The organism is Nonlabens spongiae, assembly GCF_002117125.1.
Lineage (GTDB): Bacteria > Bacteroidota > Bacteroidia > Flavobacteriales > Flavobacteriaceae > Nonlabens > Nonlabens spongiae.
Window position 1 is genome coordinate 1,565,473 of record NZ_CP019344.1, and the last position, 22,992, is coordinate 1,588,464.

Annotated in this window: 22 protein-coding genes; 15 read left to right on the top strand and 7 right to left on the bottom strand. The window is 41.7% G+C overall.

The features are described 5' to 3' along the window. Positions 1-185: 185 nt before the first annotated feature. From BST97_RS07155 to BST97_RS07170, 4 genes are all read right to left on the bottom strand, one after another. Positions 186-518, bottom strand: a complete 333-nt coding sequence (locus BST97_RS07155) for a ribonuclease Z (RefSeq protein ID WP_085766595.1) — start codon at positions 516-518, stop codon at positions 186-188. After that, on the bottom strand, positions 515-1,453 hold the full coding sequence (locus tag BST97_RS07160; RefSeq protein ID WP_085766596.1) for an aspartate carbamoyltransferase catalytic subunit: 939 nt from the start codon (positions 1,451-1,453) through the stop codon (positions 515-517). Before BST97_RS07160 ends, BST97_RS07155 begins: the two co-directional genes overlap by 4 nt. Then, entirely contained in the window at positions 1,450-1,998 is a 549-nt protein-coding gene (gene pyrR / locus BST97_RS07165; protein ID WP_085766597.1) for a bifunctional pyr operon transcriptional regulator/uracil phosphoribosyltransferase PyrR, read from the bottom strand. Before pyrR ends, BST97_RS07160 begins: the two co-directional genes overlap by 4 nt. Before the next feature lie 165 nt (positions 1,999-2,163). Beyond that, a complete protein-coding gene (locus BST97_RS07170) occupies positions 2,164-2,448 on the bottom strand; it encodes a hypothetical protein (RefSeq protein ID WP_085766598.1) in 285 nt (94 codons plus the stop codon). A gap of 186 nt (positions 2,449-2,634) precedes the next feature. Between BST97_RS07170 and BST97_RS07175 the strand changes: the two genes are divergently transcribed. From BST97_RS07175 to BST97_RS07205, 7 genes are all read left to right on the top strand, one after another. Next, entirely contained in the window at positions 2,635-3,189 is a 555-nt protein-coding gene (locus BST97_RS07175; RefSeq protein ID WP_085766599.1) for an REP-associated tyrosine transposase, read from the top strand. Between the two features lie 35 nt (positions 3,190-3,224). Continuing rightward, positions 3,225-4,481, top strand: a complete 1,257-nt coding sequence (locus BST97_RS07180; protein ID WP_085766600.1) for a Hint domain-containing protein — start codon at positions 3,225-3,227, stop codon at positions 4,479-4,481. An 11-nt stretch (positions 4,482-4,492) separates the two neighbouring features. Further along, positions 4,493-4,975, top strand: coding sequence for a hypothetical protein (locus BST97_RS07185; RefSeq protein ID WP_085766601.1), 483 nt, complete (start codon positions 4,493-4,495; stop codon positions 4,973-4,975). Positions 4,976-5,094: 119 nt separating this feature from the next. Beyond that, positions 5,095-5,649 carry an REP-associated tyrosine transposase gene (locus BST97_RS07190; RefSeq protein WP_085766602.1) on the top strand — a complete coding sequence of 185 codons (555 nt, stop codon included), beginning with the start codon at positions 5,095-5,097 and terminating at the stop codon, positions 5,647-5,649. A gap of 103 nt (positions 5,650-5,752) precedes the next feature. Continuing rightward, positions 5,753-6,100: an EndoU domain-containing protein gene (locus BST97_RS07195; RefSeq protein ID WP_169711547.1), complete on the top strand. Its 348-nt coding sequence runs from the start codon at positions 5,753-5,755 to the stop codon at positions 6,098-6,100. A 47-nt stretch (positions 6,101-6,147) separates the two neighbouring features. Further along, complete coding sequence (locus BST97_RS07200) at positions 6,148-6,456, top strand: hypothetical protein (RefSeq protein ID WP_085766604.1); 309 nt, start codon at positions 6,148-6,150, stop codon at positions 6,454-6,456. A gap of 35 nt (positions 6,457-6,491) precedes the next feature. Then, positions 6,492-6,833: a hypothetical protein gene (locus BST97_RS07205; protein ID WP_085766605.1), complete on the top strand. Its 342-nt coding sequence runs from the start codon at positions 6,492-6,494 to the stop codon at positions 6,831-6,833. A 242-nt stretch (positions 6,834-7,075) separates the two neighbouring features. On the opposite strand, the gene rpsA is transcribed toward BST97_RS07205, so the two are convergent. Continuing rightward, complete coding sequence (gene rpsA / locus BST97_RS07210) at positions 7,076-8,935, bottom strand: 30S ribosomal protein S1 (RefSeq protein WP_085766606.1); 1,860 nt, start codon at positions 8,933-8,935, stop codon at positions 7,076-7,078. 341 nt (positions 8,936-9,276) lie between these two features. Here rpsA and BST97_RS07215 point away from each other — a divergent pair, with 341 nt between their 5' ends. Next, complete coding sequence (locus tag BST97_RS07215; RefSeq protein WP_085766607.1) at positions 9,277-11,460, top strand: vWA domain-containing protein; 2,184 nt, start codon at positions 9,277-9,279, stop codon at positions 11,458-11,460. An 89-nt stretch (positions 11,461-11,549) separates the two neighbouring features. Next, on the top strand, positions 11,550-12,008 hold the full coding sequence (locus BST97_RS07220) for a DUF1801 domain-containing protein (RefSeq protein ID WP_085766608.1): 459 nt from the start codon (positions 11,550-11,552) through the stop codon (positions 12,006-12,008). A gap of 1 nt (position 12,009) precedes the next feature. Here BST97_RS07220 and carB read toward each other — a convergent pair whose 3' ends face one another. Both carB and rpmH read right to left on the bottom strand, forming a co-directional pair. Further along, entirely contained in the window at positions 12,010-14,862 is a 2,853-nt protein-coding gene (gene carB, locus BST97_RS07225; protein ID WP_085766609.1) for a carbamoyl-phosphate synthase large subunit, read from the bottom strand. 109 nt (positions 14,863-14,971) lie between these two features. Further along, a complete protein-coding gene (rpmH, locus tag BST97_RS07230) occupies positions 14,972-15,136 on the bottom strand; it encodes a 50S ribosomal protein L34 (protein ID WP_082438615.1) in 165 nt (54 codons plus the stop codon). A gap of 245 nt (positions 15,137-15,381) precedes the next feature. On the opposite strand from rpmH, the gene BST97_RS07235 reads away from it, so the two are divergent. The 6 genes from BST97_RS07235 to BST97_RS07260 all read left to right on the top strand — a co-directional run bounded on the left by BST97_RS07235 (position 15,382) and on the right by BST97_RS07260 (position 22,967). Continuing rightward, positions 15,382-15,897: a hypothetical protein gene (locus tag BST97_RS07235; protein WP_085766610.1), complete on the top strand. Its 516-nt coding sequence runs from the start codon at positions 15,382-15,384 to the stop codon at positions 15,895-15,897. Positions 15,898-16,212: 315 nt separating this feature from the next. Then, entirely contained in the window at positions 16,213-18,387 is a 2,175-nt protein-coding gene (locus BST97_RS07240; RefSeq protein ID WP_085766611.1) for an endonuclease MutS2, read from the top strand. After that, on the top strand, positions 18,384-18,782 hold the full coding sequence (locus BST97_RS07245) for a thiol-disulfide oxidoreductase DCC family protein (protein ID WP_085766612.1): 399 nt from the start codon (positions 18,384-18,386) through the stop codon (positions 18,780-18,782). The genes BST97_RS07240 and BST97_RS07245 overlap by 4 nt, the downstream gene beginning before the upstream one ends. Before the next feature lie 80 nt (positions 18,783-18,862). Next, positions 18,863-19,153: a hypothetical protein gene (locus tag BST97_RS07250; protein ID WP_085766613.1), complete on the top strand. Its 291-nt coding sequence runs from the start codon at positions 18,863-18,865 to the stop codon at positions 19,151-19,153. Positions 19,154-19,349: 196 nt separating this feature from the next. Next, a complete protein-coding gene (locus BST97_RS07255; protein ID WP_085766614.1) occupies positions 19,350-20,039 on the top strand; it encodes an LOG family protein in 690 nt (229 codons plus the stop codon). 102 nt (positions 20,040-20,141) lie between these two features. Continuing rightward, on the top strand, positions 20,142-22,967 hold the full coding sequence (locus BST97_RS07260; RefSeq protein WP_085768187.1) for a gluzincin family metallopeptidase: 2,826 nt from the start codon (positions 20,142-20,144) through the stop codon (positions 22,965-22,967). Positions 22,968-22,992: the final 25 nt, after the last annotated feature.

A 22,992-nucleotide genomic window follows, 5' to 3' on the forward strand; every position in this document is an offset into this window, starting at 1 on the left:
GAGATTAGGAGATTAGGGATTTAAAATTAAGCTTTTGAGAATTGAAGTTTGTTGCTGCGAACACCCCCCACCCCCTCGAGGGGGCTAAGTAAGGCCCACTTTTAGAAAGATCTCTAAACTAATTAACCTATGGGTTAGAAATTTGGAGCTTGGAGCTTGCAGATCGGAGCTTGGAGATTGGAATTTTAGAAACCCAAATCCCTCTCGATTTCTTCCATCTGCACCACATCTTCAGCTTCTTGAAGGGTGGGAACGACCATCAGTTCTTCTGGGATTTCTTCGCTGGACATACTGCTGTTTACTATCACAAAAGAATTTTTGTCAGATCTGTGTTTATTACTCAACTCGAGAAAGCATAAAAAATCTTGCAGCGTAGCCGATTTGTATTTCTGCAGGTCTACGATCACGTTTTTGTTTTCAAACTGCTCAAAGATATTGGCCAAAAACTGTGCAAAACCACACATATCATCCTTTTCATCTGTGACAAGCACATGGTTTTCTTTTATCTCACTTTTCATGATTTCTGATGTTTGATTTTTGAGGCGACTAGATAGAGCACCGCCATACGCACGGCCACTCCATTTTCCACCTGATCGAGAATAATCGCTTGGTCACTATCGGCCACGTCGCTGGTGATTTCTACACCGCGATTGATGGGACCTGGATGCATGATGACAATTTCCTTGTTCAGTCCATCGAGCAACTCACGATTTACTCCATACTGTTGCACGTACTCACGCACGCTTGGGAAATAAGATATATCCATGCGCTCATTCTGTACGCGCAGCATGTTTGCCACATCGCACCATTCCAGCGCCTTTCTTAGATTCAGCTCTACTTCTACTCCCAGTGACTCGATATATTTGGGCATTAAAGTAGCAGGCCCGCAGACCTTAACCTCAGCACCCAATTTCTTCAGGCAATAAATGTTTGAAAGTGCCACACGACTGTGCAGGATATCACCAACAATAACAATTTTCTTTCCCTCGATGCTGCCTAATTTTTCCCTGATAGAATAGGCATCGAGCAAAGCTTGTGTGGGATGTTCATGCGCTCCATCTCCGGCATTGACGATACGAGCGTTTACATGTTTGCTCAAGAAAATTCCTGCTCCTGGATTAGGGTGGCGCATCACCACGATATCCACTTTCATCGCGAGAATATTATTCACCGTATCGATGAGTGTTTCCCCTTTCTTGACGCTACTCTGTCCAGCGCTGAAGTTGATCACATCTGCACTCAGACGTTTTTCAGCAAGTTCAAAGGAGAGTTTAGTACGGGTACTGTTTTCAAAAAAGAGATTGGCTATCGTGATGTCACGTAATGATGGTACTTTTTTGATCGGCCTGTTGATGACCTCCTTGAATTGGTCAGCGGTGGTATGAATGAGCTCGATGTCCTCTTTTGTGAGGTATTTGATGCCTAACACATTATCTACACTCAAACTACTCATGCTTCTGTTTTAATTAGATAAACGGCGTCTTCTCCAAAGTTTTCTTTCCAGTGCACCTTTACTTTCTGCCCGTCAATGGCATCTACTTGTCTCCCATTATAGTCGGGTTGTATTGGGAGATGTCTGGAAAATCTGCGGTCGATCAAAGTCAACAGCTCTACTGATGAGGGCCGGCCAAAAGATTGTAATGCGGTAAGTGCTGCTCTGATACTCCGGCCGGTGTACAGCACATCGTCTACGATCACGACTTTTTTATCCTCGATCAAAAAATCGATCTGAGTGGAATTTGCCTTCAGCGGACTGTCTCCACGTCTAAAATCATCTCTATAAAAAGTAATATCGAGTAATCCCGTATCTAAGTTGCTAACGTGATAATCGTTTTGGAGGATTTCGCGCAAGCGAGACAACAAAAAGCTCCCACGAGGTTGAAGTCCTATTAAAGCGACATTTGAAAAATCACCGTGGTTCTCAATCAACTGACAGGCTAGACGATGCAGGATAAAGTGCAGCGAGCGGGCGTCAAGGAGTAACTTTTGGTCTTTCAATCTGGAGATGGTGTTGTGATTTTACATATTAAATGAGAAAGACATCCTTCTTACTCAATATCTAGGCAAATATAAAAGATATGGAGTTTAGAGTTAACGAATACCAGTCCTTTTACTCCATATTCTCATCGTCACTATAAATAAAAATCTTAATCGCCATTTAAATTACCAATACTCCTCACCCTCAAGATACACCCTGATATAGTGTATCCTATCACCTGCCACCTTGAGCTTGTATCTATAGTTCAGACTGTCCCGCTCGTTTAGAGGATAGGCGATATAATGGAACGCGCTCATCATTGTGGTTGTATCTCCTGAGGCCTTGTCGCTCTGCATGATAAATGGCCCAGAGGTACGGTCTACGTAGGAGAACTGCTGTACGCCTACGGCTCTCCTGCGAGCGTTGAGCCCTGCCAGCTTGTCGTTTGCATGAATAGGGGCGCCGTTCATATAAACGGTATCGGGTATGTGACGGTAGGGTAATTATACTTACGAAAGTCTCTATTTTTCTTTTTAACCTTCCAAACATTATTAATCCGATTGATCACGATTTTTCTTTTCCCCTCGCTGGCGCGGAGTTGCACTCCGTGACCACGCTACCATTATAAGTGTTGACCATTGCTCTATATTTAAACCATGAGTCGCAAATACAAATTCCAGAATCCCGAAGGTGCCTATTTTGTATCCTTTGCCACGATCAACTGGATCGACGTGTTCACTCGTGAAAAATATATGAACGTTATTACTGATAGTATAATCTACTGTCGCCTTGAAAAGTGCATGGACTGTTTTGCCTATTGCATCATGCCCAGCCACGTGCACATGATGTTCAGAGATCAGAATTCAAACCCGCAATCCTTATTGAAGGATTTCAAAAGGCATACCGCTCGTAGTGTTATCGAGGCAATCAAAAACAATGTTCAAGAAAGCAGAAAGGAATGGATGCTCTGGATGATGCAGCGAGCAGCAAAAAAGAACGGAAATATGGCTGAACACCAGTTCTGGCAGCACCATAACAAACCCATTGAACTCTGGAGCCCCAAGGTCATCAAACAGAAATTGGATTACATTCACGATAATCCCGTGGAATCAGGCTTTGTAACTCGACCCGTGGACTGGAAGTACAGCAGTGCTCGAAACTATGCGGAAATGCCTGCAGAGATTGAGATCGATCTGGTGGGATTTATGTAATAAGAGTTTTTTGTTTACTCAGGTGGGGTCACGGAGTGCAACTCCGCGCCAGCGAGGGGGCAGACCTTATTGCAAATGGAAACCTTAACCTTTCCATATTTGATCCCGTAACCGCTGCAATCATCTCTGCTTTGAAAGGCTTAAGGTCAAGAGCCATGAATAGACTTTTGGAAAAAGGATTTAGGTTTTCGCAAGTCGATGAGGGCTTCCAAATTTTATTGGATGGAATAGTTATAGGGAGGTATTCAAATAAGAAAGATTATTCTCAGGCAATAAAAAATCTACTCGACAAACCACAAAAAAGAATAGATGATTATATTGATGCTGTAAAAAAATATGGAGATGATGCAGATAACAGACTCTCCTCAGCTTTTGAAAAAATGAGAAAAACAAATAGCGCTAAATATTGGGACGACTTCCACTTCTCAGATTTTTTCCCACCTCCCAATCCACCTAAAAAACCCTGCTTCCTGGCCGGCACGCCCGTTCACACCACGACAGGCATAAAGCCTATCGAGGAAATCAAGACAGGCGATACCGTTCTGTGCTATGATACTGAGGTGGGCACGCTTTCGCGAAAGCCGGTAACCCGGACCTACCGCAACCATGCCCACAAATACAGGGTCATTACCACAGAAAATGGAGATGTCCTAAAGGCAACGGGACAACACCTGTTCTACGTGAAGACCAGCGATACCTGGATCAAGGCACACCAGCTCAAGGTAGGTATGCATCTTTATGATCCACAGAGAGACCTATTAATCAAAATAACGGACTTAAAAACTATAGAAAAGGAAGTACCTACCTATAACTTTGAAGTAAAAGACCTGCACAATTACCTTGTGGGAAAAACTGGGCTGTTGTCGCACAACAGCAACAAGAGACCAGGGTATAAAACCACCAGTGAACGTGGGTATTCTTTTTATGGTTTAGGAAAGTTTGGGGAACTTAATATTCAATATGTTGGAAAAACTACGAGGGATGATCTAGCGCTTCGGTTGTACGAACATAAACAAGATGGACGTCGGGCCCTCGCAGGAAAAAAGACCTATTACAAGTGGAAGGCTGATGTCGATGCTATCCCTAACCTGAATAAGGGAGCTAACGACTTTGTGGAGATGACGGAGTTTGAGAGTGCGGTATGGGAACGTGCTTATATAGAACAATATAAGGCCAAAGGTATCAACCTAAGGAACCGCAGCATGCCGCTGGGCAGAAGTATGGGCTCTTTCAAGAAATACCAGCGTTATTTCAAGAATAATAAGAACATTAACCCTTGCAACTACTTTTAAAAACACAAAACATGGATTTACCAAAGGAATTATTACAAAACGTCTACTGGGCGTTCTACCAGAAATTTGAAACACAAGAAGAGTTTGAGGCTGCTCTTATTAAGTACAACGACATCCCCTCAAAAAGACTACCGCCACTCGATAGGATCATGCTTCCCGTACAGAAAGTGGTCATCCAGTACCCATGGGTTTCTCTGGATGAAGAAGAGGATGAGGATGATGATATCGACTGGGACAGCCTTGCAGATGATGACCCGCGTTGGGAAATTGACGAAGAAGATAAACAGTTTGTCATCGATACCATAAATCCTGCGGGATTTACACTAGGAGAGCTCATGTACAAGATCAATCAGGGCGCATGTACTCCTATGAACGGAAGCAGCTATGACCTTTCAGATCAGGACCATCATTTTTTTGAGGGACTGGAGTTCCTGACCGATGACGATCCGGACTTTCCAGGAGTACCGGTCTATTATATGATATTGGGGAGTTAGATGACAGACAAATCTGGCCTAAAGACAAATTTTTGATATCAACACCTCGCTGGCGCGGAGTTGCACTCCGTGACCACGTTGCTAATGGGCCTGAATAGATTTATTTGTTATATTTAATCGTGAGCCGTAAGTATAAGTTCAAAAATCCTGAGGGTGCTTATTTTGTCTCTTTTGCGACCATTAACTGGATCGATGTATTCACCCGTGAAAAGTACATGGACATAGTTACTAACAACATCGCGTATTGTCGCAGGGAAAAAGGTATGGATTGTTTTGCCTATTGCATCATGCCCACTCATGTGCATATGATTTTCAGGGATCAGAATTCAAACCCGCAATCCTTATTGAAGGATTTCAAAAGGCATACCGCTCGTAGTGTTATCGAGGCAATCAAAAACAATGTTCAAGAAAGCAGAAAGGAATGGATGCTCTGGATGATGCAGCGATCAGCAAAAAAGAACGGAAATAAGGCTGAACACCAGTTCTGGCAGCACCATAACAAACCCATTGAACTTTGGAGCCCCAAGGTCATCAAACAGAAATTGGATTACATTCACGATAATCCTGTGGAATCAGGCTTTGTAACTCGACCCGTGGACTGGAAGTACAGCAGTGCTCGAAACTATGCGGAAATGCCTGCAGAGATTGAGATCGATCTGGTGGGATTTATGTAATAAGAGTTTTTTGTTTACTCAGGTGGGGTCACGGAGTGCAACTCCGCGCCAGCGAGGGGCTCTGCAGTCTGCAGGCGGTCATTTTATTTCTGAAAACATTAGGGTGACTAGAATCGATATTCCTCCTACTGCAAGAGTGAATGAACTAGGAGAAATTGTAAATTTACCAAATGACCTCCCGTTTAAAGGAAAAGTCAAAATAAGATATCGAGATGGATGGTTACCTAAACAAGACAATTCATCTCTATTCCCTCAGAACTGGACACAGGAAAGAATTTTGGGTGAGGTAGCAATGGCATATGAGCGTAACGTTTTGGACAAATCTGGTCTGCTACCACCCAAACCTAATCAGCTATTTGATAAATATGAAGTAGATAGTTCATTCGAGTCATGGTCTATGATCCTTGAAGTCAAGGATGACATAATATTCAACGCATATCCAAAATTATGATCAATACTAAATTTTTTATACACAAGACTAAATTATCTAAATGGTACATGATAGAAATATCAGAACAAGAATATTCAGTTCTACAGGGTTTTTCTGATACCGGTTGGAATGTTCAGAAAATCCAAAATATTATTCACAAGATTCAAGAAAGTAAAAATGATAAATGGCAGGACCGTTTCACTTGGGGAAATGAAGATGTTATTCTTTACAGTTTTGAGGAAGGTGTCGCATTTTATGATCTTCTAAAAGCCAGAGCACAAAATATGGAAGGTAAAGAACAAGACCTCATATTGAGTCACGATGAATTCATCGAGTTTCTTGAAGATTTCAAACAGTTTGTTGCAGAGAATCAATGATAGATTGACACATAGATTGAAATAATATTAAAAGAATGGAATACGAGTTCTCTAAGAAACCTTACGGACAAGATGGTTTGTTTGGAGTGAAGTACGATAGTTTGGAGGCTTCTTTTATGGCTCTTTTTGAGATCAACTCTCATTTATGGACAGCTGAGAAGATACAACTGTTAATTGATAAGTCATTGTCTTTAAAAAATGATGAAGAGTATGAATATAAAGGTGATGGCAGTAATCTTTTTATGATCATAGATAAAAATGAAGTGTTTTTCTATAGCTCATATAGTGACAAGGAAGAAGAAGATTTTATCTGGCCGTTTGACAAATTCATACAATTCCTAGAAGATTTTAAACAGTTTGTTACAGAGAATCAATAACTAAAATTTATAAAACCATGACCATACTACTCGACAACGGCCACGGCGGCCTGATCAACGGCATTTACAGCACGCCCGGCAAGCGTAAGGACTGGGGCGATAATTCCTAAAATATGTAATAGTCTATTTAATGTCCTCGCTTTCGCGAAAGCGAAACTATTTACACAACATAAAAGAACACCCACAAAAAAAGCCGATCAACTTGCGTCGATCGGCTTTCTGTTTTGAGAGAAAATCAGGAATTACTCTGACTTACCTTCCATTCTATCTTTAAGAGCCTGGAGCTTAGAGTTTGCATCACCTAGTGTAGGCTTGCTTTCTTCTTGTGCTCTTTCTGCAGCTTGCTTCACGTTCTTAGCTTCTTCTTCTTTGTGAAGAACCATGTGAGAACCTACAACTCTCTTGAATTCTTTATTGAACTCGATGATCTGGATTTCTGCCTTCTCACCTTTCTTCAATTTAGTTCCGTCTTCTTTTTCAAGGTGACGTGATGGGATGAATACTGAAATATCCTCGTTAAAGTTTACTACAGCTCCTTTGTCTACCATCTCCTCGATCTCAACCTCATGCTTAGTACCCACACCGAACTCGTCCTGGTACTTATCCCAAGGATTAGGCATAGTTTGCTTGTGACCTAGAGAAAGTTTGCGACCGTTTACATCTAGTTCAAGAACGACTACTTCAAGTGTATCACCTACTGAGCAGAACTCACTTGGGTGCTTCACTTTCTTAGTCCATGAAAGGTCTGAGATGTAGATCAATCCGTCAACTCCTTCTTCAAGTTCTACAAACACTCCAAAGTTGGTAAAGTTTCTTACCGTTCCTTTGTGACGTGAACCTACTGGGTACTTAGTTGTGATATCAGTCCATGGATCTTTAACCAGTTGCTTCATACCTAGAGACATCTTGCGATCTTCTCTGTCTATGGTAAGAACCTCTGCCTCGATCTCATCACCTACCTTCACAAAGTCACCAGCACTTCTCAAGTGCGTGGACCATGACATTTCAGATACGTGTACCAGACCTTCAACTCCTTCTTCTACCTCTACAAACGCACCGTAGTCTGCAATTACAACTACTTTACCTTTTACCTTGTCACCTGGCTTGATCTTGTCGCTAAGAGCTTCCCATGGGTGTGGCTCAAGTTGCTTAAGACCTAACTGGATTCTAGACTTGTCTTCATCAAAGTCAAGGATTACTACGTTAAGCGTCTGATCTAGTTCTACAACCTCGTTAGGGTGGTTGATACGTGACCATGAAAGGTCAGTAATGTGAACCAGTCCATCTACCCCACCTAGATCAACAAACACACCGTAAGAAGTGATGTTTTTCACAACACCTTCTAGTACTTGTCCTTTTTCTAGACGAGAGATGATTTCTTTCTTCTGCTCTTCGATATCTGCCTCGATAAGGGCTTTGTGTGACACTACTACGTTTTTGAACTCGTGGTTGATTTTTACCACCTTGAATTCCATAGTCTTGTCTACGTACTGGTCGTAATCGCGTATAGGCTTCACATCAATCTGTGATCCTGGCAAGAATGCCTCGATACCAAATACGTCTACGATCATACCACCTTTAGTACGACATTTTACATAACCATTTACGATCTCACCGGTATCGTGTGCGTTGTTTACACGCTCCCATGCTTTGATCAATCTCGCCTTGCGGTGAGAAAGAACAAGCTGTCCAGTTGCGTCCTCACGTACATCTACAAGTACCTCAACCTTATCACCTTCTTTCAAGTGCGGGTTGTAACGGAACTCATTAAGTGAGATAACACCTTCAGACTTTGCATTGATGTCGATGATCGCATCACGATCTGTCATCTTGATTACCGTACCCTCGATCACATCGCTATCGATAGTGTCTACGAAGTTGTCGGCAACTAATTTTTCAAATGCTTTAAGTTGCTCCTCGTCTACTTTCTCAATTCCTTCACTGTAACGTTCCCAGTCAAAAGTGTCAAGAAATGCTTGAGGATCTTCCTGTTGTGGAGAAGTGATTACCGGAGTATTTTCTTCTACACGATCTTGAACTTGTTCTTGCGTTACACCATCCTGTGCCGCTTCAAGTTCTTGTTTTGTTGTTTCTTCAGCCATGTATTTTGTGCTGATTAAGCTTTGTATTCTAGAGCGATGCGGAAACTGACAGAACTACTCTAGAAGGATTTTTCTAAGTTTTTGATTCCCAAACGGTTTCCCTATTCTCGTTTTGGGTTTGCAAAAGTACATCCTTTTTATATGATTTACAACTATTTAATTGATTGTAAGAGTGTTTGTTTTAATTCCGCTTTCGCGAAAGCAAAATTATTTCAGAATATCATGGAAACCACAAACTTCGTCACATAGAACGCTCACTCAACCAAAGCCTTGATTCCCTCAATGTCCGTTTTTAGATCACTGAAGCTCAAGTAATTTCAAAGCATCTAAACACAAATACCATGAAGAAAATACTGCTTTTGGGGCTGATGTGCCTCTCGACCTTTTTGAGTTTTGCTCAAAATATTATTGGAAAAGTAACTGATGTGAACGGCGATCCTATTTTAGGTGCGACGATAAAAGTAAAAGGGACTCAAACGTTTACCACTTCTGATTTTGATGGAAAATACACTATCAAAGCCAAGAAAACCGACTACCTCATCTTTTCCTACACTGGTTATGATTCTGAAGTCGTTAAAGTAGGGGACAAAAAAGTGATTAATGTAAAGTTACAAAGCTCACTCGAGGAAGTGGTGGTGCAAGCTTACCGTAATACAACGATCAAAAGATCTGTGGTTGCATCAAGTATAGTGACATCAAGGCAATTTGAATCCAAACCCAATTCCAGTATAGTTCAGACTTTGCAAGGCCAGGTTGCCGGGCAGTCCATTCAGACAACGAATGGCTATACTGTTAATACTTCCTCAGGACAACCAGGAGCACATTCAAATATTAACATAAGGGGCGTCTCCTCAATAAATGGAAATACAGAGCCTCTGATCGTTTTAGATGGCGTGCCTGTAAATGAAGATGTTTTTAGAACCATCAATCCAGACAGCATAAAAAGTACTAAAGTTTTAAAGGATGCAAGCGCTACAGCCATGTACGGTAATCGAGGAGTCAACGGAGTGATCGTCATTTCTACTACTGGTGAGAAACAGCTTGAAGATCCTCAACTTGTAATTAGAGAAGTGCAGACCTTATTTGAGCAATACAGAAATAATGAGAGTTATAAAGAAATCGAAGAAAATCCTTTTGAGCAAACTACTGCAAAACCGCTTTCAACTTTCTCCATTGATGTGGACAAAGCCAGTTATGCAAACGTACGTCGCATGATCAACAACGGTGAGTTTGTGAATCCTCATGCGGTGAAGATCGAGGAGATGATCAACTATTTCAATTATGAGTATGCACAACCTACAGGAAAACATCCCTTTAATGTAGAAACAGATGTGATTCAAACGCCCTGGAACAAGGATACCCAACTTGTAAAAATAGGGTTGAAAGGAAAGGAAATCGACCAGAAAGATCTCCCAGCCAGCAATTTGACTTTTTTGATCGACGTCTCTGGCTCCATGGGCAGCACCAATAAATTGCCATTACTTAAAAGAGCCTTCCAATTATTAGTGAATCAAATGCGCCCTCAAGACAAAGTTGCCATCGTAGTATATGCCGGTGCTGCCGGAATGGTGTTAGAACCCACCACCGGGTCAGAGAAGGAGAAAATCTATGAGGCTCTTGAAAACTTGAATGCAGGAGGATCAACCGCTGGAGGTGCAGGAATTGAATTGGCATATAAAATTGCTCAAGAAAACTTCATCAAGAACGGCAACAACAGAGTAATTCTTGCTACAGACGGTGACTTTAATGTAGGCGCCAGCAGCGATCAGGCTATGGAAGATTTGGTTGTTCAAAAGAGAGAAAGTGGTGTATTTTTATCGGTTTTAGGTTTTGGAATGGGTAATTACAAAGATTCAAAACTGGAAACACTCGCGGATAAGGGAAATGGAAATCACGCCTATATCGACACGATACAGGAAGCGCGACGCATTTTTGTAAAGGAATTTAGCGGCAGTATGTACGCTATTGCGAAAGATGTCAAAATCCAGGTGGAGTTCAACCCTAACAATGTAAGCGCCTACCGCTTGATAGGTTATGAAAACCGCATGCTCGCCACCCAAGACTTTGTCGATGACAAAAAGGATGCCGGTGAGCTAGGCATGGGACACACCGTGACTGCATTGTTCGAAGTAGTGCCGAAAGGCGTGGATAGCGGTTATCTCAAAGAAATGACTCAGCTTAAATATACTGACACTTCTTATCGTAATTCTTTAAAGGATGAACTTTTTACTGTGAAATTACGCTACAAAAAACCAGACGGTAATAAAAGTATCCCGATGGAGTTTGTGCAGAAAAATAAGGTTTCAGCTATTAATGAAGATGTTCAGTTTGCAGCAGCGGTAGCTCTTTTTGGCATGAAACTAAGAAAATCTGATTACTCTAACCAAGCAACTCTGGACGATGTGATCAGTTTGGCTCAGAAGGGACGTGGCAAAGATGCAGATGGTTACAGAGCTGAATTCATCAGGTTGGTAAAATCGTATCGCGACGGCGTCAACAATCAAAACGCATTAAGTGAACGCTAATGGATTTGTGAGCTGCATTTATAATGGGAACTGGATTTTATCGAGTTCCCATTTTTTGATTTCGTAATATTGAATAATGCTATAGCTATATGACCTCAAAAACCGAAACAATAGATCAGTACCTGAACGAGATTCCAGAAGAACGCAAAAAACCAATTTCAGCCATACTTAAGGTGCTGAGAAACAACTTGCCCAAAGGCTTTGAGGAAGGAATACTTTATGGAATGATCGGGTTCTACGTACCAAAAGAATTGTATCCACCTGGATACCACGCTTCAAAAGAATGGTCTCCCCTCCCATTTATCAATCTGGCATCTCAGAAAAATTTTATAGCGCTTTACCATTCTGGAATTTATGCCATCCCAGAACTACACGACTGGTGGGTTCAAGAGTACCCGAAGCATTCAAAATACAAATTGGATATGGGAAAAAGCTGTGTACGCTTTAAGAAGATTGATCACATTCCTCTAGAGTTAATCGCTGAACTTGCTCAGAAAATTACTCCAGAAGAATGGATCAAGGTGTATGAGGATAACCTAAAGAGGTAGCTTACCTACTCAAATACATTCTTCTTCTAGAATAAAGTTCGTAGAACTCATCATCCTTAAGGCTGTCTACAAATAAAATACTCTCTCCCGTTGACTTCATCTCTGGACCGAGACGCTTATCGACATTAGGGAATTTATTGAATGAGAACACAGGCTGCTTGATCGCATATCCATCCAGTTTTGGATTATAATGGAAATCAGTTACCTTGTTCTCTCCCAGCATCACTTTTGTAGCCCAGTTCACGTAAGGTTGTTGATACGCCTTAGCTATAAATGGAACGGTTCTAGACGCTCGCGGATTGGCTTCAATGATGTAAACCACATCATCTTTGATTGCAAACTGAATATTAATAAGACCTACTGTTTCGAGAGCCAAAGCAATTTTCTTTGTGTGATCCTTAATCTGTTGCATTACGAGATCTCCTAAATTAAAAGGAGGCAAAGTCGCGTTTGAATCTCCAGAGTGGATCCCGCAAGGCTCGATGTGTTCCATGATCCCGATGATCTGGACATTTTCTCCATCACAAATAGCATCAGCCTCAGCTTCTATGGCTCCATCGAGGTAATGGTCTAAAAGCAGAACGTTATTTGGAATCTTCCGTAGAATATCTACCACATGTTGCTCAAGTTCTTCTTTATTGATCACAATCTTCATCCCTTGACCTCCTAGAACATAACTAGGTCTTACTAAAATCGGGAAGTCAAGCTCATCAGCTACTTTCAAGGCTTCGTCAGGAGTGGTTGCTGTATCAAATTTTGGATAGGGTATGTTATTATCCTTGAGTAATCTGGAGAACTCACCACGATCTTCGGCAAGATCCAGTGCCTTGTAGCTGGTTCCCATAATTTTGATACCATATCGATCTAGCTTTTCAGCGAGTTTCAGGGCTGTTTGACCTCCTAGCTGAACAATGACCCCTTCTGGTTTTTCATGACGTATGATGTCATAAATGTGCTCCCAGAAAACTGGCTCAAAATAAAGTTTATCTGCTGTGTCAAAATCTGTTGAGACCGTTTCTGGATTACAGTTGATCATGATGGTCTCATAGCCACATTCCTGAGCCGCATAAACACCGTGCACGCAACAGTAGTCAAATTCTATTCCCTGACCTATTCTATTGGGGCCAGATCCTAAAACGATAATTTTTTTCTTATCGGTTACGACACTCTCGTTTTGCGCAAAACGGTCACCGTTAGGCAATTGCATGTCTGCCTCAAAAGTGGAATAGTAATAAGGAGTTTCTGCTTTGAACTCTGCCGCACAGGTATCTACTAATTTGAAGACTCTGTTGATATTCATCTCGTCACGCTTATTGTAAACATCAGACTCCAGACAACCCAGCATGTGTGCTATCTGACGATCTGCAAAGCCTTTCTGTTTTGCTTCTAGGAGTAGCTTTCGCGAAAGCGTGCTTATATCAAACTTCCCTATCTCCTTCTCAAGATGGTACAGTTCTTCAAACTGCTTCAAGTACCACATGTCGATTCTCGTAATCTCGTGGATGCGAGACAGGGAAATACCCATCGCGATCGCATCGTAGAGTGCAAATACACGATCCCAGCTGGCGTGGGTGAGTTTATCGATGACCTTATTGTAGTCTGTGTATCCTTTACCATCAGCACCCAGGCCGTTTCTTTTTATCTCTAGCGACTGTGTGGCTTTGTGAAGTGCTTCTTGAAAAGAACGCCCTATTCCCATCACTTCACCCACCGACTTCATTTGAAGCCCGAGCGTACGGTCAGAACCTTCAAACTTGTCAAAATTCCAGCGAGGTATTTTCACGATTACATAGTCCAGCGTAGGCTCAAAAAGCGCACTGGTTGTTTTTGTAATCTGGTTGTCCAGCTCGTCAAGTGAGTAACCTATCGCCAGTTTTGAAGCGATTTTTGCAATGGGATAACCCGTAGCCTTAGAAGCAAGTGCGCTGGATCTACTCACTCGCGGGTTGATCTCAATCGCAATAATTTCTTCCTTCTCATCGGGACTTACCGCAAACTGTACATTACAACCACCCGCAAACTCGCCTATGCTGCGCATCATGTGAATCGCTAGGTCCCGCATTTTTTGATAAGTTCTATCAGAAAGCGTCATCGCTGGAGCTACGGTAATGGAGTCACCCGTGTGGATACCCATAGGATCCATATTTTCAATCGTACAGATAATAACCACATTATCATTATCATCTCTGAGCAGTTCTAGCTCGTACTCTTTCCAACCCAGAAGCGCTTTATCGATCAACACCTCATGAATAGGCGATGCTTCTAGACCACGGGTGAGCAATTCCTCAAATTCCTTTTCAGTATGCACAAAGCTTGCTCCATATCCTCCCAGCGTAAACGATGGACGTATCACGAGAGGAAAACCAAATTCTTGCGCAATCTTCTTACCTTGCAAGAAAGATTTTGCAGTGGCTGCCGGAGCAACTGGCACGCCTATTTCGCCCATCAATGCCTTAAACTGATCCCGATCTTCAGTAATGTTGATGGCATCAATGTCAACACCGATGATCTCAACATTGTGCTCTTCCCAGATCCCTTTTTGATCTGCCTCGATACAAAGATTGAGCGCAGTTTGTCCTCCCATGGTAGGTAAGACGGCATCAATCTGAGGGTGATCGTCAAGAATCTTCTTAATCGACTTAGTATTGAGTGGTAACAGGTATACATGATCAGCCATGGAAGGATCAGTCATGATCGTAGCTGGATTTGAATTGATCAAGATCGTTTCAATACCTTCCTCACGCAAAGATCTAAGCGCCTGAGAGCCTGAGTAGTCAAATTCACATGCCTGTCCTATGATTATAGGACCACTACCTATTAATAAAATCGATTTGAGTTCTTTTCTTTTGGGCATCGGGTTGTTCTTTTCTAAGACGGTTAAATATCGGGAAAATCTAAGTTTGGGGTATAAAAAAAGCGTCAATTAATGAATTGACGCTTTCAAATTTATGAGAATGAGATCATTATCTCTTGTGTCTTCTTTCAGTAGAAACAGATAACTTCTTACGGCCTTTAGCTCTACGACGAGCCAGAACCTTACGACCATTAGCAGAGGCCATACGCTCTCTAAAGCCATGCTTGTTTCTTCTTTTTCTCTTGCTGGGTTGATATGTTCTCTTCTGTGCCATAGCTTATTATCTATAATAACAAAAACGCATACGCGTCCTTCAAAATCGGCTGCAAAGATAACAAGTCTTTTTGTTCACACAACCGTAAGCGCAACTTTTTACAAAAAAAAACAAAACCAGTGTTCTTTTAGAGCTACTTGAAGTTAAAAACTACTTATGACTGTATAACTCGATAACCAAGGATTATCTTAAGTACGCAAACCTCAACAGAGTATCCTATCTTTGCACGCTTAAAATTTGACATCATGTTCAACAAAAATATCAAACTTGTTCTAGCAGCACTGGTTATCGCTTTTGCAGTCTACCAATTTACGCGCAATGAGATCATGACCGGTATTTTTCTGATACTATTTTCGGGAATTTTTATCTTTCTATATTTTAAAAACGAGATCATCCTACTGGCATTCATGAGATTGCGTAAGCAAGATTTTGAAGGAGCAGGTAAATGGCTCGATAAAATCAAAAATCCAGAGGCCGCTTTAGTTACTAAACAACAAGGTTATTATAACTACCTAAGAGGACTAATGATTTCACAAACCAGCCTTACAAAAGCAGAGCGCTATTTCAAAAAAGCAATTTCTCTAGGTTTAAATATGGATCAAGATCTTGCTGTTGCAAAATTGAACCTTGCCGGAATTGCCATGACCAAAAGACGTAAACGTGAAGCCACTACCCTACTTACAGAAGCTAAAAAACTAGACAAACACAACATGCTCGCCGACCAGATCAAAGCCATGAAACAGCAGATGAGGAAAATTTAGTGTTCAGTCGGCACTAGCAGTAAGCAGTTGACCATTGCTTTCCTAACAAGTTGTCATTCTGGACAAGCGCAGCGCGATCCAGAATCTCTTAGACAGGAACGGTAAGACTCTGAACCTCTCCTACCGTCGCGTTCAGAGTGACAAATTTTTAATAGGTTAAGGTATCGAGATTGCACAGACTCATGGCTCAACATTTAATCACCAGGATTCAAGCGCTTTGCGTAAAACTCACAGCTCACGGCGCTAAGCAACTCTAAGTTTAAGCTATCCTTAAAACCTTCGACTTTCTCCTAGTGTATTTTTGCAGGAGCATTCATGAGAAAAATATCTAAAAAAACCCTTCAAGACCTAGAATTTGACAGCGTGCTGGATCAGGCTGCTGCCTATTGCGTGACCAGCGATGGTAAGGAGGTGATGCGCAAGCAACGGCCCTACCCATCGCACCACTTGATCAAGAAAGCGCTGGACTGCACAAATGAATATCTATGGTCTTTTACTAGCGAGTACCGCATTCCCAATCATGGATTTGACATCATAGATCGTGAGCTGCAACTGCTAGGAATAGAAAACAGCACACTTGAGCTGGAAGGCATCAGAAAGCTGGCTTCTTTACCCAAAACGGTAAACGAGCATCTTATTTTCTTCAAAAAACTTCAAGAGCATTTCCCAAAACTTCATCAACGTACCACTTTCATTGATCTAAATACAGCCGTTCCTGATTACGTGGATAGAATCATCGACCGGTTTGGGGAGATCAAAGACGACGCTTCACCGCTGTTACTCAATCTACGCATGGAAATGAACGCTACGCGCGGTCAGCTCAACGGGAGTTTTGGTCAAGCTTTGAGTCATTACTCACAGCTGGGCTACCTGGACGACATACGTGAGAGCGTGGTTGAGAACAGGCGAGTACTCGCTGTGCGCTCCATGTACCGCCGCAAGGTAAAGGGAAAAATCATGGGCAGTTCCAAAACGGGATCCATAAGTTATATAGAACCTGAGAGGGTATTGACGCTTTCGCGAAAGCTTGCAGAACAAGAAGTTGAAGAACGAGAAGAAATACGTCGTATTCTCAAAGAAACAACCAATTTTCTGAGACCTTTCATGACTGATTTTTATCAGTACAAAGCATACCTGACCGAAACCGATATTATCGCTGCGAGGGCGCGCTATGCACAAAAGATTGATGCTTTGCTTCCCATGATCGTAGAACACAAGGAACTGGAACTGGTTGATGCGTATCACCCTTTACTCTTGATTAGCAACAGGGAGCGTAATGAGAAAACCTACCCGCAAACAGTAAGACTAGCAGAGGACCAGCGTATCATCGTAATTTCAGGACCTAATGCTGGTGGTAAATCTATTACCCTCAAAACCATTGGTTTGCTACAGCTCATGATTCAGAGTGGATTCTTGCTTCCCGTTCACGAGAAAAGCAGGATCTGTTTTTTCCAAAACATCCTTACTGACATAGGAGACAACCAGAGCATCGATAACCACTTGAGCACCTACAGCTACCGCTTGAAAAACATGAGGGGATTTTTAAAGGTGGCAAATGACGATACTTTGTTCTTGATTGATGAATTTGGTACTGGTAGTGATCCAGAACTGGGAGGAGCTCTAGCAGAAAGCATGCTGGAAGAACTCGATCGCCGCAAGTGTTACGGAATTATAACAACCCATTACACAAATCTTAAAATGCTGGCAAATGAGCTGCCTGAAATGGTCAATGCAAACATGTTATTTGACAGCCGCTCGCTGGAGCCCACGTATCAATTACAACTAGGAGAAGCCGGTAGCTCATTCACTTTTGAGGTGGCTCAAAAGAACGGCATCCCCTACTCTTTGATCAACAAAGCCAAAAAGAAAGTAGAACGTGGCAAAATACGTTTTGACAAATCGATTGCTGCGCTTCAGAAGGAGCGATCAGACCTGCGCCGTAACAATGAGAGTCTGCGTGATAAGGAAGTAAAGGCTACAAAAAGAGCTTTGAAACTGGAAGACACTCAAGAACGCGTACAGCAAAAACTGGAAGATTTTCAAGAGATGTATGACAGTTACCAGCGTTATATTCAGTTGGGTAAAAAGTTTGATAGCCTGGCAGCTGCCTTTGAGAAGAATAAAAAGAAAAAGCCACTTCAAGAGGAGCTGATGAAGCTGGTCATCACAGAAAACGTCAAACGCAGACCACCTAAAAAATCAAAACCTACCCAAAGTGCAAAGCAAGCACGCGGTAAGCAGAAGCAAATCGAGAATGAAGTCATTCAGAAGGTGGAAAAAATCAGGTCTGAAAAGAAAAAGGCAAACAAACCACTGATTACTCCAGAGCCTGAGAAACCCAAAGTCATCCTTAAAGTAAACGATCGTGTACGCATTCAGGACTCAAAATCTGTGGGAACTATCGATGTAATCGAGAAAGACAGAGCGACGGTCAACTATGGAATCTTTACCACCTCTGTAAAATTAGACCAGCTGGAAAAAGTAGGATGATGGAAAAGGATATCATACTTTTTGACGGTGTATGCAATCTCTGCAATGGAGCGATCAACTTCATCATCAAGCGCGATCCTAAGGATCATTACAGGTTTGCGGCCTTGCAAAGTGACATAGGTGAAGAGTTGCTGGCAAAACATGATATTGATCCAGAGAAGACAGATAGCATCGTGTTGATTAGAAATGGTTCCGCTTTCGCGAAAGCGGGAGCAGCACTACGCATCGCAAAAAAAATGTCAGGAGCATGGCCACTGCTCTATGGCCTAACCATTATCCCGAAGTTCATATCAAATGCAGTATATGATTATATCGCATATCATCGCTATAAATGGTTTGGCAAAAAAGAAAGCTGCATGATTCCCACTCCAGAATTGAAAAAAAAGTTTCTGTAACTATCTAGCCGACTGACAAAAGTCATCGTTTCAGGCTAGGTGCACCCAGTAATTTTGGATCATAATTAAAAACAGAAATTATGAGCACCTTATACGCAAAAATAAACAGAGACTGGAATGAAAACTTTACTGGATATTCTGCTATCGCGATAATCGCATCTACTTGTTTGGGCGGCTTTGCAATATTCTCAACTATGTCTTACGGTTACGGAATCCTTCAATACATAAGTGTGTTCATGGTAGTGGCAGCTTGTAGTATTCATAATGCTTCAATACTGACCGTACAAAAACCTAAAATGGTTCTCAATCTATTTATCACTAGTGTTATCGTAAGTACAGTGGTCATGCTAGTTCACTTCTTTCTAGTGTAGAAAAGAAATCAAGTTTCATATTAAAGTCGAAGTCTGGGCGGTTCTTAGAATTCAACCGTCCAGACTTTTTTAATTTTCATCATTTTTAATGGCTGATTCAACTTACTGGTAGATTCCTTCTTTTTTTTAAGAATTTCATAAGTGTAACCTCCTTATGTTTGTAGGTTCAAGTTTAAACCGAAAATCACACGTATAGATGAGGAAAGAAGTGCGCGAAAAAGGCTGGAATGACATGAAGACTAACGACAGTTGGGCCACCTTTAAGATACTGTCTGAATTTGTAATGGGTTATGAACGCATGAGTCGCATTGGGCCATGTGTATCGATTTTTGGAAGCGCACGATTAAAACCTGAAAATAAATATTACGAGCTAGCCTGTGAGATCGCCAGCAAGATTGTTGAAAATGGCTATGGTGTGATTACCGGCGGTGGACCTGGGATTATGGAAGCTGGTAATAAAGGTGCGCACCTTGCCGGTGGTACCTCAGTGGGCCTCAACATCGCCCTACCTTTTGAACAGCACGACAACCCTTACATCGATAGCGATAAGAGTCTCGATTTTGACTACTTTTTTGCGCGTAAAGTTATGTTTGTAAAGTACTCTCAGGGCTTTATCGTAATGCCTGGAGGTTTTGGCACCCTTGACGAATTATTTGAGGCGATTACACTAATCCAGACTAAAAAAATAGCAAAATTCCCTATCATATTAGTTGGTACTGAATTCTGGAGTGGCTTGATGGACTGGATCAAATCTACACTTGACAAAAAGTTTTTTACCATAAGTCCAGAAGATATTGACTTACTGCATTTAGTAGATACCAGTGATGAAGCAGTTGAGATCATTAATGACTTCTACGCAAAGTATAGCTTAAGCCCCAACTTCTAAACCTATTATCCATTTTAATAATACAGCGACTATTTAATCGTTGGATAGAGATTGATTGATTCTAACGCTAACCGTACCAAAGAAAAAATCACAATTCTCCCTATGAACAGGATTAGTACGATTATTTTTCTTTTGGTCACTATTTGTGCCCACGCTCAGCATAGCACAAAACTCAATGTAGTTCTTAACGACTCCCTTGATCAACTGCAGATCGAGCAAGAGTTGAAATATCACAATACATCGGCTGATGAGTTGAGCGAAATCTATCTACTGGATTGGGCAAATGCCTTTTCTTCCACAGAGACTCCTCTCGCGGTAAGGTTTGCAGAGGATTTTAAAAACAGGTTTCAGTTCTCTAGCGATGATCGCAAAGGAGAAACAGACATTGCCCTAGGCAGTTATTTTGATGATCTTTATACTTTGAGCCGTCCAGAAGGTCATCCTGATGTTATCAAAGTAACATTCAAAGAAACCATCAAAGCAGGTGAAATAAGATTTTTCAAGTTCAATTATGCGGTCACTATTCCAGATGATGACTTTACGGGATACGGAAAAAACAGTGCCGGAGAGTATTCCCTAAAGTACTGGTACCTTCATCCAGCAGTGTATTCAGATAGTGAGTGGAATATCTATAGCCATAAAGCGCTCAATGATTTCCTAGGAAGCCCTACTGATTTTAAGATCAGTTTGAAAACGCCTACTGGTTTTGACGCTATAAGTGCAGTCAAAAAACTATCTGGTGAGGCAAAGGAAGATGGGAATTATTTTGAGTTTGAAGAGAACCATCTTAAAGAAGCCCCACTTTATATTTTAAAAAACACAGAGCGCTACAAAACTTACAAAGTCACTGGCGCTGATGTCATTACTGATCTTGACGATGATAAGCTCGCCTTTGAAATCAAAATGATCTTCATCAATCGGGTGGCAGCATTTTTACAGGAAAAACTAGGTGAACGACGCAATAGAGGCGTTTTGATTTCTGATCGGTTTTATCGCGAGAATCCCGTTTATGGATTGAGTTCGCTTCCAGATTTCATCAATCCGTATCCAGATGGATTTACCTATGAAATCAAAATATTAAAAGCACTTACCCGCAAGTGGATTGAAGACGGTATCTACGTCAACCCACGTGAGGATTTCTGGATGCAGCAATCGCTCATGGTCTACCTAATGATGCAATATCAGGAACAATACTATCCTGACCTAAAAATCTCGGGAAAACTAGAGAATATATGGGGACTGAGAGGGTTCAACGCCTCCCAGATGATGTTCAATGATCAATACCCGCTGCTTTATCTCAATACGGCAAGGATCAATCTGGATCAAGCGCTCGACACACCGTCTGATGAATTGATTAAATATAATGAGCAACTCGCTGCTCCTTACAAAGGAGCGCTAGGTTTACGATATTTGAATGAATATCTGGGCGATCGTAGTCTGAGCGCGACACTTAAAAAGCTTTACGACCCGTCGCGATCAAAACTCATTGACGCGTCTTATTTTAGGAACGAGCTACAAAGCTACACCACTAATGAGGTAGACTGGTTTTTTGATGAATATATCACTTCCCATGAGCGCATGGATTGGAAAATCAAGCGTATGAAGAAAACCAAGGATTCTGTAACCGTAACGATAAAAAACAAATCAGATGTAGTCATTCCGGTCTCGCTCTACACCTTGCAAAATGACAGTATCGTAGAACGCAGGTTTATAAATGGGATAGAGCAGGATACGACAGTTACGCTTTCGCGAAAGCGTGCCAACAGAATCGCCATCAATTATGAAAAACTCATACCTGAATTCAATCAACGGGACAACTACAGAACGCTCAAAGGATTCCCTTCCCTCAACCGCCCTATAGAATTCAGGCTGATCAAAGATGTGGAAGATCCAGAGCGGTCCCAAGTTTTTTTGATTCCAGACCTGCAATACAATCTTTATGACGGGATCACCATAGGAAGTCGTTTTTATAATGGAAACCTTCTTTCCAAACCCTTTAGATACAGTCTAAAGCCTGCTTATGGATTGGGAAGCAATAAATTGGTTGGGTCCATAGGTTTTCAGTATACCCACCCGCTGCAAGATAGAAATGAACGTCTGTATCAGGTGCAATATGGTTTGAGTGGTAACACATACTCGTATGATAATGATTTGATGTATCGCAGAGCAACGGGCTGGCTGGTGCTGAGCTATAGACCAGAGGATTTACGCAGTAATAAGCGCCAGTCACTTAGGTTTAGAAACGTTTTTGTGGATCGCGATCGTAGTCCATTATCTGAGGTGGATGAACCAGACTATAATGTTTTTAACCTGAGTTTTACCCATTCAGATCCAAACTTTAGAAGGTTTTTCAAATATGATGTGGGAGCGCAAGTCTCTAGTGAATTTTCTAAAGCAACCTTTGAGCTTGAGTGGCGCAAACTGTTTAAAGATAGCAGGCAGCTGAACTTTAGGTTTTACGCAGGAACATTTTTACATAATAACACCACACGCAACGGGAACTTTTTCTCCTTTGCCCTAGACCGACCTACAGACTATTTATTTGACTTTAATTACTACGGTAGATCAGAAGATAGCGGGCTGTTCTCACAACAGCTCATCATCGCAGAGGGTGGTTTCAAGTCGCAATTAAAACCAGCTTTTGCCAATCAATGGATCACGACCGCAAACACCTCTTACAGCATCTGGCAGTGGATCTTTGCTTATGGAGATGCTGGTTTTGTAAAAAATAGAAACGACGGAGCCCAATTTGTCTATGACAGTGGTATAAGGCTCAATCTTCTTCAAGACTACTTTGAGCTCTACTTTCCCGTTTATAGCACAAATGGTTGGGAAATAGGTCAGCAAAACTATGATCAAAAGATCAGGTTTATCGTTTCCCTTGACATAGACACTTTTGTAGGCTTGTTCACAAGACGCTGGTACTGATTTTATCATTTATATAAAATCTTGC

Coding starts and splice junctions, on each gene's coding strand:
- BST97_RS07155 (WP_085766595.1), bottom strand. CDS start 518: ATGAAAAGTGAGATAAAAGAAAACCATGTGCTTGTCACAGATGAAAAG.
- BST97_RS07160 (WP_085766596.1), bottom strand. CDS start 1,453: ATGAGTAGTTTGAGTGTAGATAATGTGTTAGGCATCAAATACCTCACA.
- BST97_RS07170 (WP_085766598.1), bottom strand. CDS start 2,448: ATGAACGGCGCCCCTATTCATGCAAACGACAAGCTGGCAGGGCTCAAC.
- BST97_RS07175 (WP_085766599.1), top strand. CDS start 2,635: ATGAGTCGCAAATACAAATTCCAGAATCCCGAAGGTGCCTATTTTGTA.
- BST97_RS07185 (WP_085766601.1), top strand. CDS start 4,493: ATGGATTTACCAAAGGAATTATTACAAAACGTCTACTGGGCGTTCTAC.
- BST97_RS07200 (WP_085766604.1), top strand. CDS start 6,148: ATGATAGAAATATCAGAACAAGAATATTCAGTTCTACAGGGTTTTTCT.
- BST97_RS07205 (WP_085766605.1), top strand. CDS start 6,492: ATGGAATACGAGTTCTCTAAGAAACCTTACGGACAAGATGGTTTGTTT.
- rpsA (WP_085766606.1), bottom strand. CDS start 8,935: ATGGCTGAAGAAACAACAAAACAAGAACTTGAAGCGGCACAGGATGGT.
- BST97_RS07215 (WP_085766607.1), top strand. CDS start 9,277: ATGAAGAAAATACTGCTTTTGGGGCTGATGTGCCTCTCGACCTTTTTG.
- BST97_RS07220 (WP_085766608.1), top strand. CDS start 11,550: ATGACCTCAAAAACCGAAACAATAGATCAGTACCTGAACGAGATTCCA.
- carB (WP_085766609.1), bottom strand. CDS start 14,862: ATGCCCAAAAGAAAAGAACTCAAATCGATTTTATTAATAGGTAGTGGT.
- rpmH (WP_082438615.1), bottom strand. CDS start 15,136: ATGGCACAGAAGAGAACATATCAACCCAGCAAGAGAAAAAGAAGAAAC.
- BST97_RS07235 (WP_085766610.1), top strand. CDS start 15,382: ATGTTCAACAAAAATATCAAACTTGTTCTAGCAGCACTGGTTATCGCT.
- BST97_RS07240 (WP_085766611.1), top strand. CDS start 16,213: ATGAGAAAAATATCTAAAAAAACCCTTCAAGACCTAGAATTTGACAGC.
- BST97_RS07245 (WP_085766612.1), top strand. CDS start 18,384: ATGATGGAAAAGGATATCATACTTTTTGACGGTGTATGCAATCTCTGC.
- BST97_RS07250 (WP_085766613.1), top strand. CDS start 18,863: ATGAGCACCTTATACGCAAAAATAAACAGAGACTGGAATGAAAACTTT.
- BST97_RS07255 (WP_085766614.1), top strand. CDS start 19,350: ATGAGGAAAGAAGTGCGCGAAAAAGGCTGGAATGACATGAAGACTAAC.
- BST97_RS07260 (WP_085768187.1), top strand. CDS start 20,142: ATGAACAGGATTAGTACGATTATTTTTCTTTTGGTCACTATTTGTGCC.